Annotated in this window: 13 protein-coding genes; 12 read left to right on the forward strand and 1 reads right to left on the reverse strand. The window is 53.6% G+C overall.

The window, feature by feature from the left end; all coding sequences use genetic code 11:
• The first annotated feature begins 157 nt into the window (after positions 1-157).
• The 12 genes from serC (at position 158) to ACIPDS_RS00815 (ending at position 14,208) form a co-directional block, all read left to right on the forward strand.
• On the forward strand, positions 158-1,246 hold the full coding sequence (serC, locus tag ACIPDS_RS00760) for a 3-phosphoserine/phosphohydroxythreonine transaminase (RefSeq protein WP_166514403.1): 1,089 nt from the start codon (positions 158-160) through the stop codon (positions 1,244-1,246).
• Between the two features lie 72 nt (positions 1,247-1,318).
• Positions 1,319-2,602 (forward strand): 3-phosphoshikimate 1-carboxyvinyltransferase, encoded by a 1,284-nt coding sequence (gene aroA, locus ACIPDS_RS00765; RefSeq protein ID WP_400731963.1) that lies wholly within the window; start codon positions 1,319-1,321, stop codon positions 2,600-2,602.
• A gap of 180 nt (positions 2,603-2,782) precedes the next feature.
• Complete coding sequence (cmk, locus tag ACIPDS_RS00770) at positions 2,783-3,466, forward strand: (d)CMP kinase (protein ID WP_166514401.1); 684 nt, start codon at positions 2,783-2,785, stop codon at positions 3,464-3,466.
• 115 nt (positions 3,467-3,581) lie between these two features.
• Positions 3,582-5,255: a 30S ribosomal protein S1 gene (rpsA, locus tag ACIPDS_RS00775; protein WP_166514400.1), complete on the forward strand. Its 1,674-nt coding sequence runs from the start codon at positions 3,582-3,584 to the stop codon at positions 5,253-5,255.
• Between the two features lie 151 nt (positions 5,256-5,406).
• Complete coding sequence (ihfB, locus tag ACIPDS_RS00780; RefSeq protein WP_062777559.1) at positions 5,407-5,691, forward strand: integration host factor subunit beta; 285 nt, start codon at positions 5,407-5,409, stop codon at positions 5,689-5,691.
• Positions 5,692-5,909: 218 nt separating this feature from the next.
• Complete coding sequence (locus tag ACIPDS_RS00785; RefSeq protein ID WP_400731964.1) at positions 5,910-8,171, forward strand: ComEC family protein; 2,262 nt, start codon at positions 5,910-5,912, stop codon at positions 8,169-8,171.
• Positions 8,172-8,207: 36 nt separating this feature from the next.
• Positions 8,208-9,956: a lipid A ABC transporter ATP-binding protein/permease MsbA gene (gene msbA / locus ACIPDS_RS00790; protein WP_400731966.1), complete on the forward strand. Its 1,749-nt coding sequence runs from the start codon at positions 8,208-8,210 to the stop codon at positions 9,954-9,956.
• Positions 9,953-10,933 carry a tetraacyldisaccharide 4'-kinase gene (lpxK, locus tag ACIPDS_RS00795; RefSeq protein ID WP_400731967.1) on the forward strand — a complete coding sequence of 327 codons (981 nt, stop codon included), beginning with the start codon at positions 9,953-9,955 and terminating at the stop codon, positions 10,931-10,933. The genes msbA and lpxK overlap by 4 nt, the downstream gene beginning before the upstream one ends.
• A gap of 30 nt (positions 10,934-10,963) precedes the next feature.
• The gene (locus ACIPDS_RS00800; protein WP_400731969.1) at positions 10,964-12,196 is read left to right on the forward strand and encodes a winged helix-turn-helix domain-containing protein; all 1,233 of its coding nucleotides are present in this window, start codon (positions 10,964-10,966) and stop codon (positions 12,194-12,196) included.
• Between the two features lie 51 nt (positions 12,197-12,247).
• A complete protein-coding gene (gene ycaR / locus ACIPDS_RS00805; protein WP_166514395.1) occupies positions 12,248-12,430 on the forward strand; it encodes a protein YcaR in 183 nt (60 codons plus the stop codon).
• Complete coding sequence (gene kdsB, locus ACIPDS_RS00810; protein ID WP_400731970.1) at positions 12,427-13,173, forward strand: 3-deoxy-manno-octulosonate cytidylyltransferase; 747 nt, start codon at positions 12,427-12,429, stop codon at positions 13,171-13,173. Before ycaR ends, kdsB begins: the two co-directional genes overlap by 4 nt.
• Positions 13,174-13,314: 141 nt before the next feature.
• The gene (locus ACIPDS_RS00815) at positions 13,315-14,208 is read left to right on the forward strand and encodes a YcbJ family phosphotransferase (protein WP_166514393.1); all 894 of its coding nucleotides are present in this window, start codon (positions 13,315-13,317) and stop codon (positions 14,206-14,208) included.
• Here ACIPDS_RS00815 and elyC read toward each other — a convergent pair.
• The gene (gene elyC / locus ACIPDS_RS00820; RefSeq protein WP_400731971.1) at positions 14,185-14,964 is read right to left on the reverse strand and encodes an envelope biogenesis factor ElyC; all 780 of its coding nucleotides are present in this window, start codon (positions 14,962-14,964) and stop codon (positions 14,185-14,187) included. The two genes, ACIPDS_RS00815 and elyC, sit on opposite strands and share 24 nt — an antisense overlap.
• Between the last annotated feature and the right edge of the window lie 24 nt (positions 14,965-14,988).

Raw genomic sequence — 14,988 nt, forward strand, 5'->3', positions numbered from 1 at the left:
ATTTTGTCGGTTTTACGGCGTCCAGATGGAACAATCTTTTGTGTGATGCGGTGCACAATTCGTCGGTGGAAAGTTTTAGACATTGCGGCGCGTGTCACTGAATGATAAAACCGATATCCACAGGTATTACTTATAGCTTTTAGCGTGGTGAGGGAAAATGGCTCAGGTGTTTAATTTCAGTTCAGGTCCGGCAATGTTACCGGCAGATGTTCTTAAACTGGCGCAGACAGAACTTTGCGACTGGAATGGCTTAGGAACGTCGGTAATGGAAGTCAGCCACCGTGGTAAAGAATTTATTCAGGTGGCGGAAGAAGCAGAGAAGGATTTCCGTGACCTGCTCAAAATCCCTTCCAACTACAAAGTGCTGTTTTGTCATGGTGGCGGTCGCGGGCAGTTTGCCGGTGTTCCGCTCAATATCCTGGGTGAAAAAACGACCGCAGATTACGTTGATGCGGGCTACTGGGCTGCCAGTGCGGTCAAAGAAGCGAAAAAATACTGCACCCCGAATATCATTGATGCCAAAGTTACCGTAGACGGCAAGCGCGCGGTAAAACCGATGCGCGAATGGCAGCTCACTGACAACGCGGCGTACGTACACTACTGCCCGAATGAAACTATCGATGGTATTGCCATTGAAGAGACGCCAGACTTTGGTAAAGACGTCATTGTGGCCGCTGACTTCTCCTCTTCTATCCTGTCACGTCCTATTGATGTTAGCCGCTACGGTGTTATCTATGCCGGTGCTCAGAAAAACATTGGGCCTGCGGGCTTAACGCTGGTCATTGTTCGTGAAGACCTGCTGGGCAAAGCGCATGTGGCTTGCCCGTCCATTCTCGATTACACCGTGTTAAACGATAACGACTCCATGTTCAATACCCCACCGACCTTCGCCTGGTACCTGTCTGGTCTGGTGTTCAAATGGCTCAAAGAGCAGGGTGGCGTTGAAGCCATGGAAAGAATTAATCAGCAGAAGGCCGATCTTCTGTATAGCACCATCGATGGTAGTGATTTCTATCGTAACGATGTGGCGACCGCCAACCGCTCCCGTATGAACGTGCCGTTCCAGCTAGCGGATAGCGCGCTGGATAAGTTGTTCCTCGAAGAGTCGTTTGCCGCAGGCCTGCATGCGCTGAAGGGCCACCGCGTTGTGGGTGGTATGCGTGCCTCAATCTACAACGCCATGCCGCTGGAAGGCGTACAGGCGCTGACAGACTTTATGAAAGCATTCGAACGCCGCCACGGTTAATCTGGATTTTTCTATTTCATCCCCACGGTTGCGCCGTGGGGTTTTTACTTCTGTTTTTGAGAGTTGAGTTTCATGGAATCCCTGACGTTACAACCTATCGCGCGTGTTGATGGCACCATTAATCTGCCCGGTTCTAAAAGCGTGTCGAACCGCGCACTGTTGTTAGCAGCATTGGCTCGCGGCACAACCGTTCTGACAAACTTGCTGGATAGTGACGATGTTCGCCACATGCTCAATGCGCTGAAGGCTCTGGGAATTCACTATACCTTGTCCGCTGACCGCACCCGCTGTGAAGTGACCGGCAATGCGGGGCCGATGCAGTCCTCTGGTGAACTGGAGCTGTTTTTGGGCAATGCGGGCACGGCCATGCGGCCGCTGGCAGCGGCGCTGTGCCTGGGGCAGAACAATATTGTGCTGACCGGTGAACCACGGATGAAAGAGCGTCCCATTGGTCATCTGGTTGATTCTTTGCGTCAGGGTGGCGCGCAGATTGACTATCTTGAGCAGGAAAACTACCCGCCGCTTCGCCTGAAAGGCGGTTTTAACGGCGGAAAGATTGATGTTGATGGTAGCGTATCGAGCCAGTTTCTCACCGCGCTGCTGATGACGGCACCGCTGGCCCCACAGGATACCGCCATTACCATTAAAGGCGATCTGGTCTCAAAGCCGTATATTGATATAACCCTGCACCTGATGAAAACCTTCGGTGTGGACGTTGAAAACCAGAATTACCAGCGTTTCATCGTGCGCGGTAATCAACAGTATGTCTCCCCAGGACACTACCTGGTTGAAGGCGATGCTTCCTCCGCTTCGTATTTCCTTGCAGCCGGCGCGATTAAAGGCGGTACCGTGAAGGTAACGGGTATTGGTCGCCATAGCGTGCAGGGGGATATTCGTTTTGCTGATGTGCTGGAAAAAATGGGCGCAACCATCACCTGGGGTGACGACTTTATTGCCTGTACTCGCGGTGAGCTAAACGCCATTGATATGGACATGAACCATATTCCTGACGCGGCAATGACTATCGCCACCGCGGCGTTGTTCGCTAAAGGCACGACGACGCTGCGCAATATCTACAACTGGCGGGTGAAAGAGACTGACCGTCTGTTTGCGATGGCAACTGAATTACGTAAAGTGGGCGCTGAAGTCGAAGAAGGCGAAGACTACATTCGCGTGACCCCGCCTACTGAACTTAATTTCGCAGAGATAGGCACCTATAACGATCACCGTATGGCGATGTGTTTCTCGCTGGTGGCGCTGTCTGACACGCCTGTGACGATCCTTGACCCAAAATGTACGGCGAAAACCTTCCCGGACTATTTTGAACAGCTGGCGCGAATCAGTACCCTTGCCTGAGGTTAGTCGTTAAAGGTAATACTTTTCGGGCTGGTCTCCCACCAGCCCACTATACTTATCTATTCTCCTGTTTTTTTACGGTCAATTCTGGAATTTGCATACAAAGGTAACTGTCTGGCGCAGAGATGCGTATAATGCGCGGCGTTTACGTTGATTATGCCTTTTATTAAGGAGATAGAGATGACGGCAATTGCCCCGGTAATTACCATTGACGGCCCAAGTGGCGCGGGTAAAGGCACACTGTGTAAAGCCATGGCTGAAGCACTACAGTGGCACTTACTGGATTCGGGTGCGATTTATCGTGTGCTGGCATTAGCCGCACTGCATCATCATGTTGACGTGACCTTAGAAGATGCATTAGTCCCGCTTGCCACGCACCTGGATGTCCGTTTTGTCTCAAACGGTGGGGCGCTGGAAGTCATCCTTGAAGGGGAAGATGTGAGCGGTGAAATTCGCACCCAGGATGTCGCGAACGCGGCATCGCAGGTTGCTGCATTCCCACGCGTTCGCGAAGCGCTGTTGCGCCGCCAGCGTGGCTTCCGTGAGCTGCCAGGCCTGATTGCCGATGGCCGTGATATGGGTACGGTGGTGTTCCCGGATGCGCCGGTAAAAATCTTCCTTGATGCGTCATCGGAAGAACGTGCCAACCGCCGCATGCTACAGTTGCAGGAAAAGGGCTTTAGTGTTAACTTTGAGCGCCTTTTGGCAGAGATAAAGGAGCGTGACGACCGCGATCGTAATCGTGCTGTTGCGCCACTGGTTCCTGCCGCCGATGCTTTAGTGTTGGATTCCACCACCTTAAGCATTGAGCAAGTTATTGAAAAAGCGTTAGACTATGCGCGCCAGAAGCTGGCACTCGCGTAAAACGCGACCGAATTTTGTAGTACCCCCGTTGCAATGGATTGACAGCGGGTATGTTAAACAACCCCATCCGGCATGGAGCCAGGTGGACGTTAAATATGAAACCTGAAGATTAAACATGACTGAATCTTTTGCTCAACTATTTGAAGAATCTTTAAAAACTATCGAAACCCGTCCGGGTTCCATCGTTCGTGGTGTTGTTGTTGCTATCGACAAAGATATCGTACTGGTTGACGCCGGTCTGAAATCTGAGTCTGCCATTCCGGCAGAGCAGTTCAAAAACGCCCAGGGCGAGCTGGAAATCCAGGTTGGTGACGAAGTTGACGTTGCACTGGATGCAGTAGAAGACGGCTTCGGTGAAACTCTGCTGTCCCGTGAGAAAGCTAAACGTCACGAAGCTTGGATCACGCTGGAAAAAGCTTACGAAGAAGCTGAAACTGTAGTTGGTGTTATCAACGGCAAAGTTAAAGGTGGCTTCACTGTTGAGCTGAACGGTATTCGTGCGTTCCTGCCAGGTTCTCTGGTAGACGTTCGTCCAGTGCGTGATACTCTGCACCTGGAAGGCAAAGAGCTTGAGTTCAAAGTAATCAAGCTGGACCAGAAGCGTAACAACGTTGTTGTTTCTCGTCGTGCCGTGATCGAATCCGAAAACAGCGCAGAGCGCGATCAGCTGCTGGAAAACCTGCAGGAAGGCATGGAAGTTAAAGGTATCGTTAAGAACCTCACTGACTACGGTGCATTCGTTGATCTGGGCGGCGTTGACGGCCTGCTGCACATCACTGATATGGCATGGAAACGCGTTAAGCATCCAAGCGAAATCGTAAACGTTGGCGACGAAATCACTGTTAAAGTGCTGAAGTTCGATCGCGAACGTACTCGTGTATCCCTCGGCCTGAAACAGCTGGGCGAAGATCCATGGGTAGCTATCGCTAAGCGTTATCCAGAAGGTACCAAACTGACTGGTCGCGTGACCAACCTGACCGACTACGGCTGCTTCGTTGAAATCGAAGAAGGCGTTGAAGGCCTGGTTCACGTTTCCGAAATGGATTGGACCAACAAAAACATCCACCCATCCAAAGTTGTTAACGTTGGTGATGTAGTGGAAGTTATGGTTCTGGATATCGACGAAGAACGTCGTCGTATCTCCCTGGGTCTGAAGCAGTGCAAATCTAACCCATGGCAGCTGTTCGCAGAAACCCACAACAAGGGCGACCGTGTTGAAGGTAAAATCAAGTCTATCACTGACTTCGGTATCTTCATCGGCCTGGACGGCGGCATCGACGGCCTGGTTCACCTGTCTGACATCTCCTGGAACGCTACAGGTGAAGAAGCAGTTCGTGAATACAAAAAAGGCGACGAAATCGCAGCAGTTGTTCTGCAGGTTGACGCAGAACGTGAACGTATCTCCCTGGGCGTTAAACAGCTCGCAGAAGATCCGTTCAACAACTGGGTTGCTCTGAACAAGAAAGGCGCTATCGTTAACGGTAAAGTGACTGCAGTTGACGCTAAAGGCGCAACCGTAGAGCTGGCTGACGGCGTTGAAGGTTACCTGCGTGCTTCTGAAGCATCACGTGACCGCGTTGAAGATGCAACTCTGGTTCTGAGCGTTGGCGACGACGTTGAAGCTAAATTCACCGGTGTTGATCGTAAAAACCGCGCAATCAGCCTGTCTGTTCGTGCGAAAGACGAAGCTGACGAGAAAGATGCAATCGCGACTGTTAACAACAAACAGGAAGAAGGCAACTTCTCTAACGCGATGGCTGAAGCATTCAAAGCAGCTAAAGGCGAGTAATTTTATCCATTCAGGCTTAACAATCTGAATTGTGATGAGTTTACTTGACAGATTACAGGTTTCGGCCTGTAATCTAGCACAAAGGGCGGCTATGGCCGCCCTTGTTTAATAAGCTGTTAGCTAATTTTCCTTAAAGGAAACCGGAGGAATCATGACCAAGTCAGAATTGATTGAAAGACTTGCCAGCCAGCAATCCCATATCCCTGCTAAGGCAGTGGAAGATGCGGTAAAAGAGATGTTGGAGCATATGGCTACGACTCTTGCTGAAGGCGAGCGCATTGAAATCCGCGGTTTCGGCAGCTTCTCTCTGCACTACAGAGCACCACGTACCGGGCGTAACCCGAAGACTGGCGACAAAGTGGAACTGGAAGGCAAATACGTGCCGCACTTTAAACCAGGCAAAGAACTGCGCGACCGCGCCAATATTTACGATTGAGTTACTGTCGCTCCGGCGGCCAACTTGATTGAGAAAAAAGCACCTTCGGGTGCTTTTTTCGTTTCTGCAAACCCTGCACCTCTGGAACCCGCCTCGCATTTCAACTGTAACTCTTACCGCCACCATAAACTTCTGTGGAACCCGCCGCGTAACGTCCATTTTATCTTCACGACACAAATGGTATTTGGCGCGACACTTCCTGCAACAAGGAGGTTTTAATGCGTCTTCCACAGCTCGCCTGCAGCGTTTTGCTCGGCATTCTTCCATTAAGCATATTGCCGGAATTACCCTCACTCACGTCCATAAAGTGCGCCGTGATTGCGCTCATTTTGCTGGCTGCTTGTGGCAAAGTTGCGCGAATTATCAGCCTGACAGGGCTCATGTTCTGCTGGGCGGTGCTGGCTGCCTGGCAGGTGAAACTACCTGCTGAACTCTTACCGGGAAAGAATCGCCATATTGAAATGCTGCTGACGCAGACCGATGGGCAAACCACGCATCAAGGCACCATTACCCATCTGGAAGGACAACGTCTATTCCCGGGGGCGGTGATGGTTTTGTACGGGAACTATCTACCGTCTCCTCCCTGTGCAGGGCAGCGCTGGCGTATGACGGTAAGCGCGAGAGCCGTACATGGTCAGCTAAATGACGGTGGATTTGACTCGCAGCGTTATGCGCTCTCGCAGCATCGCGCGCTGACGGGGCGCATTATCGCCGCCGAACCGCTGGATACAACCTGTAGCCTCCGGGCGCGCTTTTTAAATTCGTTAAGAGACACCGTGGGGAGTTTACCCTGGCGCGATGTGATGCTGGGACTGGGGATGGGGGAGCGCTTAGCGATATCACAGGATATCAAAACGTTGATGCAGCAGACGGGCACCTCGCACCTGATGGCGATATCCGGGCTTCATATTGCGCTGGGCGCTTCACTAGGATGGTTGCTGATTCGTGGGATCCAGTTTTTTCTCCCCGCCAGGTTTATAAGCTGGCGGCATCCGCTGCTGGTGGGGTGGGTATGTGCGATGGCCTACGCCATGCTGACAGGCATGCAGCCTCCCGCGTTGCGTACCGTGGTTGCTGCGGGTATCTGGTATTCGCTTCGTTTGAGCGGCCGACAGTGGACGGGCTGGGAAGTGTGGTTGTGTTGTCTGGCAACCATTGTGTTTGTCGATCCGTTGACGGTACTTTCGGATAGCTTATGGCTATCAGCCTTTGCCGTCGGCACGCTGATATTCTGGTATCAATGGGTGCCGCTACCGGAAGGTTATTTTTCACGTCGACTGCGGCCGCTGGTAAGCCTAATTCATTTGCAGATTGGGCTGATGCTCTTGCTGGCCCCCCTGCAAATCTGGCTGTTTCATGGCATAAGCCTGACGTCATTGCTGGCCAACATTGTTGCCGTGCCGGTGATTACGTTTATCGCCGTGCCAATGATTTTATTGGCGATGTTTCTCCATCTCTGCGCGCCTGCCGCCGTTGAGATGGTGGTGTGGTACGGCGCGGACCGCGTGCTGGCGCTGGTCTTTGCATACTTGCGTTTACTGCCGGCGGGCTGGTTGGGTATCGACGGGGCATGGCTGGGAATATCGCTGGTTCCCTGGTTGGTCGTTGTGCTCTGGCGTCTGCGTGGCGGGTGGCAATTTTCAGCGCTATGGATACCACTATGCACACTGCTGGCTTTTCCCCTGTGGCGGAAAACGCCTGCCGATCAATGGCAGGTGACGATGCTGGATGTCGGGCAGGGGCTGGCGATGGTTATCTCGAAAGGGGATAGCGCGATACTCTATGATACGGGCCTGGCATGGCCTGAGGGCAACAGCGGCGATCAGCTGATTATTCCCTGGCTGCGATGGCATGGGCTGACGCCCGAGGGCATTATCCTCAGCCACGAACATCTGGATCACCGTGGCGGACTGCACGCCATACAGCAGACCTGGCCGCACGCCTGGGTGAAAAGCCCGTTGGGGTGGGCGGGGCATAAGCCTTGTCTGCGTGGGGAAACATGGCGGTGGCAGGGGCTGACTTTCCGCGCACTCTGGCCGCTGCCTGGCAAAGTGCAAAAAGGGAATAATGGATCCTGCGTGGTGAGGATTGATGATGGTAAAAATAGCATTCTGCTCACAGGAGATGTTGAATTAGCGGCAGAAATGTCCATGATTAGCCATTTCTGGCGGCCATTTGCGTCTACAATTATTCAGGTTCCACACCATGGTAGTTCGACATCGTCGGGCATGGCATTACTGCAACGGGTGGGTGGCATGGCTGCCCTGGCTTCCGCATCCCGCTATAACGCGTGGCGACTGCCTTCCACTAGCGTAAAAGCACGTTATCGCCAACGCCAATATGCCTGGTTTGATACCCCACATCAGGGGCAAATTACCGTCACTTTTAACGCCAAAGGCTGGAAGGTTGAGAGCCTACGAGATCAACTTTTACCTCGTTGGTATCATCAGTGGTTTGGCGAGACTCGCGATAACGGGTAGAATATGCGGCTATTTCAACATAAGCTGGTTTTTTGAATGCAGAACGACAAAGATCTCTCCACGTGGCAGACCTTCCGCCGACTCTGGCCGACTATCGCGCCGTTTAAAGCCGGGTTGATCGTGGCGGCTATTGCGTTAATTGTCAACGCAGCCAGCGATACCTTCATGTTATCGCTTCTTAAACCATTACTGGATGATGGTTTTGGTAAAACAGATCGCTCAGTGCTGCTGTGGATGCCGCTGGTCGTTATTGGCTTGATGATCCTCCGTGGTATTACAAGCTATGTCTCTAGCTACTGTATTTCCTGGGTTTCCGGCAAAGTGGTGATGACCATCCGCCGTCGGCTGTTTAGCCATATGATGGGCATGCCGGTTTCTTTCTTTGACAAGCAGTCCACCGGGACGCTGCTGTCACGCATTACCTATGATTCAGAACAGGTTGCCTCCTCTTCCTCCAGCGCACTGATTACCGTAGTGCGTGAAGGTGCGTCGATAATCGGCCTGTTTATCATGATGTTTTACTATAGCTGGCAGCTGTCGGTCATTCTTATCGTTCTGGCACCTATCGTGTCGATAGCGATTCGCGTGGTCTCCAAGCGCTTCCGTAGCATCAGTAAAAACATGCAGAACACCATGGGGCAGGTCACCACCAGCGCCGAGCAGATGCTTAAAGGGCATAAAGAAGTGCTGATGTTCGGTGGTCAGGGTGTTGAAACTCAGCGCTTTGATAAAGTCAGCAACAAGATGCGTTTGCAGGGGATGAAACTGGTCTCCGCATCATCTATCTCTGACCCTATCATCCAGCTGATTGCCTCACTGGCGCTGGCCTTTGTGCTGTATGCGGCAAGCTTCCCAAGCGTGATGGAAACGCTGACAGCCGGTACTATCACCGTGGTCTTCTCCTCAATGATTGCGCTGATGCGCCCGCTGAAATCGTTAACTAACGTCAACGCCCAGTTCCAGCGTGGGATGGCGGCGTGCCAGACGCTGTTCTCCATTCTCGACAGTGAGCAGGAAAAAGACGAAGGTAAACTCGAGGTTGAACGTGCGAAGGGGACGGTTGAATTCCGTAACGTCACCTTTACCTACCCAGGCCGTGAAATCCCGGCGCTGCGCGATATCAACCTGACGATCCCTGAAGGCAAAACCGTTGCATTGGTGGGGCGTTCAGGATCGGGCAAATCGACCATCGCCAGCCTGTTAACGCGTTTCTACGATATCGATCAAGGCGAAATTTTACTCGACGGTCACGACCTGCGTGAGTATAAGCTTTCCTCGCTGCGTAATCAGGTTGCTCTGGTCTCACAGAACGTCCACCTGTTCAACGACACGGTTGCCAATAACATTGCGTATGCGCGCACCGAAGAGTTCAGCCGCGAACAGATTGAAGAAGCCGCACGTATGGCTTACGCGATGGACTTTATCAACAAAATGGATAACGGCCTCGATACCATCATTGGTGAAAATGGCGTGCTGCTCTCCGGTGGGCAACGTCAGCGTATCGCCATTGCGCGAGCCCTGCTTCGTAACAGCCCGATACTGATCCTCGATGAGGCCACCTCGGCGCTGGATACTGAATCAGAACGTGCGATTCAGTCGGCACTCGATGAGTTGCAGAAAAACCGCACATCGCTGGTGATTGCGCACCGTCTCTCCACCATTGAACAGGCCGATGAAATTATCGTCGTTGAGGACGGTGTTATCGTTGAGCGTGGTAATCACCAGAAACTGCTGGAACATCGTGGCGTGTACGCGCAGTTGCATAAAATGCAGTTTGGCGAATGATTGCGAAAATCTGGTCGGGCGAATCGCCGCTGTGGCGGCTATTACTGCCGCTTTCCTGGCTTTATGGCCTGGTGAGCAGCAGCATCCGACTGTGCTATCAGCTCGGGATTAAAAAAACCTGGCGAGCGCCTTGTCCGGTCGTCGTTGTCGGAAATCTGACGGCGGGTGGCAATGGCAAAACGCCGGTGGTTATCTGGCTTGTTGAACAGTTGCAGCAACAAGGCATTCGTGTCGGCGTGGTGTCTCGCGGTTACGGCGGAAAAGCAGAACGCTATCCGCTGTTGCTGAACAAGGACACCACCACGGCGCAAGCGGGTGATGAACCGGTACTGATTTTCCAGCGCACCGGTGCTCCCGTTGCGGTGTCGCCCGTGCGGGTCGATGCCGTAAAGGCGCTACTGGCGGCGCATGATGTGCAGATTATCGTCACGGATGATGGCCTCCAGCATTATCGGCTGGCGCGCGATAAAGAGATTGTGGTTATCGACGGCGTTCGCCGTTTCGGCAACGGCTGGTGGTTACCGGCGGGCCCAATGCGCGAGCGGGCATCACGTCTAAAGACGGTAGACGCCCGAATCGTTAACGGCGGCCAGGCACAGGCGGGAGAAATTCCGATGACCCTGCGTCCGGGGGATGCGGTAAACCTGCTCACCGGCGAACGCCGACCTCTCAGTGCGTTGCAAAACGTGGTGGCGATGGCGGGAATTGGTCATCCTCCACGCTTTTTTGCCACGCTTAATGATAATGGCCTGCAGCCGGTGCGTACGGTTGCGCTGGCCGATCATCAGGCGCTGACTCAGGCGGATGTTGAATCGGTGGTTGAGCCGGGCCAAACCTTAATCATGACGGAAAAAGACGCGGTGAAATGCCGCCACTTTGCGCAGGATAACTGGTGGTATCTGCCGGTCGACGCCGTGCTCACCGGCGACCGTGCTCAGACCCTGTTACAGGAATTGATAACCCTCGCACGGCGCTAACGGGCGTCGGCGATAACTGGGGGAACCGGCATGACTGAACGGCAACTTACCCTCCGCGCCGCACGCCATCTTCACCTCGCGGCGCAGGGCCTTCTGCACCGCCCACGCCGCAAACCGAAAGCGGCAGATATCCTCCCGACTATTCAGCGCATGTCTTTGCTGCAAATTGATACCATCAACGTGGTGGCCCGCAGCCCTTATCTGGTGCTTTTTAGTCGACTCGGCGCTTATCCGCCTTCATGGCTGGACGATGCGCTTTCTCGCGGCGAACTCATGGAGTACTGGGCCCATGAAGCCTGCTTCCTGCCGCGCAGCGATTTTCCGCTTGTGCGTCATCGCATGCTTGCCCCCCATAAAATGGGCTGGAAATATCATCAAGGCTGGATGGATGAATACGCCGAAGATATTGCTGCGTTGAAGGCGCATATCGCGGAAAAAGGGCCCGTACGCTCCGCCGATTTTAGCCATCCTCGTAAGGGGGAAAGCGGCTGGTGGGAATGGAAACCGCACAAACGTCATCTCGAAGGGCTGTTTACCGCCGGGGAGGTGATGGTGGTGGCGCGGCGAAACTTCCAGCGGGTTTACGATCTCACCGAGCGCGTGATGCCGCACTGGGATGATAAAACCGATGCGTTAACGCAGGCGCAGGCTGAAGAGGTGATGCTGGAAAACAGCGCGCGTAGCTTAGGGATTTTTCGTCCCCAGTGGTTAGCGGACTATTATCGTTTACGACAGCCTGATTTAGCGGCCCTGATGTCACGCTGGCAAGAAGCCGGAGTGATACTCGCGGTAAACGTCGAAAGTCTCGGTGAGATGTGGGTACATGCGAGTTTATATCCCCAGCTCAATCTGGCATTAGCGGGCAAACTCAAGGCGACGCATAGCGCGGTGCTGTCACCGTTCGATCCGGTCGTCTGGGACCGTAAGCGTGCCGAGCAGCTATTCGATTTTACTTACCGGCTTGAATGCTATACGCCTGCACCTAAACGTCAGTACGGCTATTTTGTTTTGCCGCTGTTGCACCGTGGCGAAATCGTCGGACGAATGGACAGCAAAATGCATCGTCGTGACGGCGTGCTGGAGATTTTCTCGCTGTATCTGGAAGATGGCGTGAGGATAACTCAGCATCTTGAAAGCGGATTGATTCAGGCCATTAATGACTTTGCCCGATGGCAGGGGGCGAGTCGTATCAAATTGGGGCAGGTGGCTGAAAAACTCTTTATTCAACAACGTCACGGTTGGGAGATTGACGCCGACCGTTAGCGCTCTATGATATGCTGCACTGGTTTTCGATACGGCCCATCAGGAGGAACCATGGATCACCGTCTACTTGAAATTATTGCCTGCCCGGTTTGCAACGGTAAACTTTACTACAGCCAGGACAAGCAAGAACTGATTTGCAAAATTGATAATCTGGCGTTTCCCCTGCGTGACGGAATTCCCGTTTTGCTGGAAACCGAAGCCCGCGTACTCGCTGCCGAAGAGAACCGACCATGAGTTTCGTTGTCATCATTCCCGCGCGTTTTGCCTCTACGCGCCTGCCGGGGAAACCTTTACAGGACATCAACGGCAAGCCGATGATTGTACACGTGCTGGAACGCGCGCGTGAATCTGGCGCTGAGCGCATTATCGTGGCAACCGACCATCCTGACGTGGCGAACGTTGTTGAAGCGGCCGGTGGTGAAGTTTGCATGACGCGTGCCGATCATCAGTCCGGCACCGAACGTCTGGCAGAAGTGGTTGAGAAGTGCGGATTCAACGACGACACCGTTATCGTTAACGTGCAGGGCGATGAGCCGATGATCCCGGCGGTTATCATCCGCCAGGTGGCAGAAAACTTAGCCGCTAGCCATTCTGGAATGGCCACTCTCGCGGTGCCAATCCACGATGCGGAAGAAGCCTTTAATCCGAATGCCGTGAAAGTGGTGATGGACAAAGACGGCTATGCGCTCTATTTCTCCCGCGCGACGATCCCCTGGGATCGCGACCGTTTCGCGAAAACCCGCGAAGAGATTGGTGACACCTTGCTTCGCCACATCGGTATTTATGGTTATCGTGCCGGTTTTATCCGCCGCTACGTTAACTGGGCGCCAAGCCCGCTGGAGCACATTGAGATGCTCGAGCAGCTACGCGTGCTGTGGTATGGCGAAAAAATTCACGTCGCCGTGGCGAAAGAAGTTCCGGGTACGGGCGTGGATACGCTCGAAGATTTGAATCGCGTTCGCGCGCAAATGCAGTAATCCTCTCGCCTCCTTATCGCAAGGAGGCGTCTCTCGCGGCACTATTTCCTGGTTTTCTGTTGCAATTTTGATCTTGTCTGGTGAAATTCCCACTCCATATGCTCATTATGAAAGCAGTGGCTTTTATAGGGGTAATCTGACATGGAACAGCTACGTGTAGAACTTAGCCATCTTTTGGGTGAACCACTCAGCCGCGTGGAGTGTATTAACGAGCAGACGGATACCGCGCTGTGGTCGTTGTATGATGCCGAAGGAAACCCGATGCCGTTACTGGCCCGGAGCTTCTCCTCGCCCGGTATAGCCCGGCAGTTAGCCTGGAAAATCTCAATGCTGGCGCGCAGCGGCACCGTGCGTATGCCGGTGGTTTACGGCGTCATGACCCACGAGGAACATCCCGGGCCGGATGTTCTGCTGCTTGAGCGCCTTCGTGGCGTTCCTGTCGAAGCACCCACCCGCAACCCGCAGCGCTGGGATGCCCTCAAAGACCAAATTGTTGAAGCGATGCTGGCGTGGCACAGAATAGACAGCTCGGGAAGCGTCGGTTTTGTCGATGGCACCCAGGAAAATAGCTGGCCGAATTGGTATCGCCAGCGGCTTGAAGTGCTGTGGGAGACGCTTAGCCTCTATCACAATACGGGGTTAACGATGCAGGACAAACGGCTGCTGTTTCGCACCCGTGAACGCCTGGATACGCTCTTTGACGGGTTTAGCGATAACTGCGTACTGGTGCACGGCCATTTGACGCTGCGCAGTATGCTGAAAGATTCGCGCAGCGATCAGCTACTGGCGATGGTTGGCCCGGGGCCGATACTGTGGGCGCCAAGAGAATATGACCTGTTCCGCCTGCATGAAAGCGGGCAGGCGGAACAGCTGCTGTGGCACTACCTCCAGCGCGCACCGGTGGCTGAGGCCTTCCTCTGGCGGCGCTGGCTCTACCTGCTGTGGGACGAGGTTGAGCGGCTGGTGAATACCGGTAAATTTAACCGGGATAACTTTGATTTGGCGGCCAAATCACTGCTCCCCTGGCTTTCCTGAATCACCTTTTAACCACTGCCAGATACGCCCTAGCGTCTCGTAACCGACCCGGTCACTGTGCATCAGCCAGACCGGTGAAGGGATGAGGCGCTCCCACGGATTGAGCGGGGAAGTAATGGCGAGCTGATTGGCTGGCGCAGGAAGCGGGTGTAACCCGGCGTGCTCAAAAAAGATCATGGCACGCGGCAGGTGTGATGCGGAGGTGACCAGCAGGAACGGCGTATCACCAATAGCGGCTTTCACCGCGCTGGCTTCTTCTTCTGTGTCCTTCGGGGTATCCAGCACGATGATGTCACTACGCGGAACGCCCAGGCTTTCGGCGACGCGCGCGCCACTCTCTGCGGTACTCACCGGATTGGTTATCGCCCGCGCACCGGTGAAGATCATTTTCGATCCCGGATTAGCCTGCCACAGACGAATTCCCTCGGCCAGACGCGGTAAACTGTTGTTAATCAGATTCGAGCTCGGCGCCCATTCCGGGTTCCAGGTATAGCCGCCGCCCAGCACCACAATGTACTGCACCGACTTTTCGTTGCGCCAGGTGGGGTATTTGTCCTCAATCGGTTTAAGCAAACTGTCGGCGACCGGTTGCAGGCTTAGCAGAAGCAACAGTAGCCAACCGGCGGTAATTGCCGTTTTTCCCGTTTTTTGAAAACGCGTAAACCAAACCAGGACAATTCCCAATCCAATCAGCAAAAGAAGAAGAGGAAGCGGCAGCATCAAACCGCCGATATACTTTTTCAGCATAAAAAGCATTCTGTAGAGTACCTTTTTTAACCA

It is taken from the genome of Kluyvera sp. NPDC087067 (assembly GCF_044745165.1).
GTDB lineage: Bacteria > Pseudomonadota > Gammaproteobacteria > Enterobacterales > Enterobacteriaceae > Kluyvera.

What these genes read in the sequence shown, in the direction of transcription:
- serC (WP_166514403.1), top strand. Translation starts at nt 158, where the DNA reads ATGGCTCAGGTGTTTAATTTCAGTTCAGGTCCGGCAATGTTACCGGCA.
- aroA (WP_400731963.1), top strand. Translation starts at nt 1,319, where the DNA reads ATGGAATCCCTGACGTTACAACCTATCGCGCGTGTTGATGGCACCATT.
- cmk (WP_166514401.1), top strand. Translation starts at nt 2,783, where the DNA reads ATGACGGCAATTGCCCCGGTAATTACCATTGACGGCCCAAGTGGCGCG.
- elyC (WP_400731971.1), bottom strand. Translation starts at nt 14,964, where the DNA reads ATGCTTTTTATGCTGAAAAAGTATATCGGCGGTTTGATGCTGCCGCTT.
- kdsB (WP_400731970.1), top strand. Translation starts at nt 12,427, where the DNA reads ATGAGTTTCGTTGTCATCATTCCCGCGCGTTTTGCCTCTACGCGCCTG.
- lpxK (WP_400731967.1), top strand. Translation starts at nt 9,953, where the DNA reads ATGATTGCGAAAATCTGGTCGGGCGAATCGCCGCTGTGGCGGCTATTA.
- ycaR (WP_166514395.1), top strand. Translation starts at nt 12,248, where the DNA reads ATGGATCACCGTCTACTTGAAATTATTGCCTGCCCGGTTTGCAACGGT.
- rpsA (WP_166514400.1), top strand. Translation starts at nt 3,582, where the DNA reads ATGACTGAATCTTTTGCTCAACTATTTGAAGAATCTTTAAAAACTATC.
- ACIPDS_RS00815 (WP_166514393.1), top strand. Translation starts at nt 13,315, where the DNA reads ATGGAACAGCTACGTGTAGAACTTAGCCATCTTTTGGGTGAACCACTC.
- ihfB (WP_062777559.1), top strand. Translation starts at nt 5,407, where the DNA reads ATGACCAAGTCAGAATTGATTGAAAGACTTGCCAGCCAGCAATCCCAT.
- ACIPDS_RS00800 (WP_400731969.1), top strand. Translation starts at nt 10,964, where the DNA reads ATGACTGAACGGCAACTTACCCTCCGCGCCGCACGCCATCTTCACCTC.
- ACIPDS_RS00785 (WP_400731964.1), top strand. Translation starts at nt 5,910, where the DNA reads ATGCGTCTTCCACAGCTCGCCTGCAGCGTTTTGCTCGGCATTCTTCCA.
- msbA (WP_400731966.1), top strand. Translation starts at nt 8,208, where the DNA reads ATGCAGAACGACAAAGATCTCTCCACGTGGCAGACCTTCCGCCGACTC.